The sequence below is a fragment of the Nonomuraea sp. NPDC003754 genome, from assembly GCF_053605785.1.
Window position 1 is genome coordinate 241755 of the sequence record NZ_JBSGJX010000009.1, and the last position, 2051, is coordinate 243805.

The window sequence follows — 2051 nt, forward strand, 5'->3', positions numbered from 1 at the left end:
CTGCGAGGCGGATTTGCCTACCTCGCTCCCTACATGCTTACCCCAGGACTACCATCGCCTGGGCTGGACTACCTTCCTGCGTCACCCCATCGCTTACCTACTACCCCATCGGATCGAGCGTTCAGCCTCACCCCGATCCCGAAGGACCAGAGGACTTAAGGACTCTTAGCATCAGGAGGTTCGATATGGGCGCATTGAAGCGGGTACGGGAATATCAACCCGTTGTCCATCGACTACGCCTGTCGGCCTCGCCTTAGGTCCCGACTTACCCTGGGCGGATTAGCCTGGCCCAGGAACCCTTGGTCATCCGGCGCGAGGGTTTCTCACCCTCGATTCGCTACTCATGCCTGCATTCTCACTCGCACAGCCTCCACGGTTGGGTCACCCCACCGCTTCACCGGCTGCACGACGCTCCCCTACCCATCAACAGGCCCAAAGACCTGTCAATGCCACGACTTCGGCGGTGTACTTGAGCCCCGCTACATTGTCGGCGCGGAATCACTTGACCAGTGAGCTATTACGCACTCTTTCAAGGGTGGCTGCTTCTAAGCCAACCTCCTGGTTGTCTCTGCGACTCCACATCCTTTCCCACTTAGCACACGCTTAGGGGCCTTAGTCGGTGATCTGGGCTGTTTCCCTCTCGACTACGGAGCTTATCCCCCGCAGTCTCACTGCCACGCTCTCACTTACCGGCATTCGGAGTTTGGCTGACGTCAGTAACCTTGTCGGGCCCATCGGCCATCCAGTGCTCTACCTCCGGCAAGAAACACGCGACGCTGCACCTAAATGCATTTCGGGGAGAACCAGCTATCACGGAGTTTGATTGGCCTTTCACCCCTACACACAGGTCATCCCCCAGGTTTTCAACCCTGGTGGGTTCGGTCCTCCACGAGGTCTTACCCTCGCTTCAACCTGCCCATGCGTAGATCACCCCGCTTCGGGTCTACAGCATGCGACTCAAACGCCCTATTCAGACTCGCTTTCGCTACGGCTCCCCCACACGGGTTAACCTCGCCACACACCGTAACTCGCAGGCTCATTCTTCAAAAGGCACGCAGTCACATCACACAAGAGACAAGCCCTTGTAAGCTCCTACGGCTTGTAGGCACACGGTTTCAGGTACTATTTCACGACCCCTCACCGGGGCACTTTTCACCTTTCCCTCACGGTACTAGTGCACTATCGGTCATCAGGGAGTATTTAGGCTTACCAGGTGGTCCTGGCAGATTCACACAGGATTTCTCGGGCCCCGTGCTACTTGGGATCCCCTCCAACAGTCGACAAGGTTTCGCCTACCCGGCTCTCACGGTCTACGGCAGCCCTTCCCAGAGCTTTCAACTACCCCATCGATTTCTCACTGTTTGCGGTTCCGGCAGAAACCACCAGAAGGTCCCACGACCCCGAACATGCAACGCCTGCCGGCTATCACACATGCCCGGTTTAGCCTCATCCGCTTTCGCTCACCACTACTCACGGAATCACTGTTGTTTTCTCTTCCTACGGGTACTGAGATGTTTCACTTCCCCGCGTTACCACCAACCGCCCTATACATTCAGGCGGAGGCAACACCACATGACTGGTGCTGGGTTTCCCCATTCGGACATCCCCGGATCAACGTCTGGTTGGCGACTCCCCGAGGCTTAACGCAGCCTCCCACGTCCTTCATCGGCTCCTGATGCCAAGGCATCCACCGTGTGCCCTTAAAAACTTGGCCACAAAGATGCTCGCGTCCACTATGCAAATCTCAAACAACAAACAGCGACCAGCTCCACACCACACAACCGTGTGATCCTTCGCTGGTCCTGCGCTCCAGAGGAGCAGACATCAAGCGATTGATGTCCGTTTCCTCAGGACCCAACAGTGTGTTCAGACCCGGACCAAACCCCCGACAACCCCGTTCCCACTCCCTCTCACGAGGGCGGTACTAGCGGCCCGGCAACCCGGTCCAGCTGACTAGCCAGTGCTCCACTAATGAGCGTGCCGGGCATCAGACGTTCGCTGATGAACCCGAGCGTGGATCCTCGCCTTCCGGCCAGGACCGATGCTCCTTA

1 rRNA gene (only partly in view) is annotated in these 2051 nt (G+C 57.6%); it reads right to left on the minus strand.

The features are described from left to right. Positions 1-1714, minus strand: a 23S ribosomal RNA gene (locus tag ACWEVS_RS14795); it reaches 1287 nt to the left of the window's first position. Positions 1715-2051 lie beyond the last annotated feature (337 nt).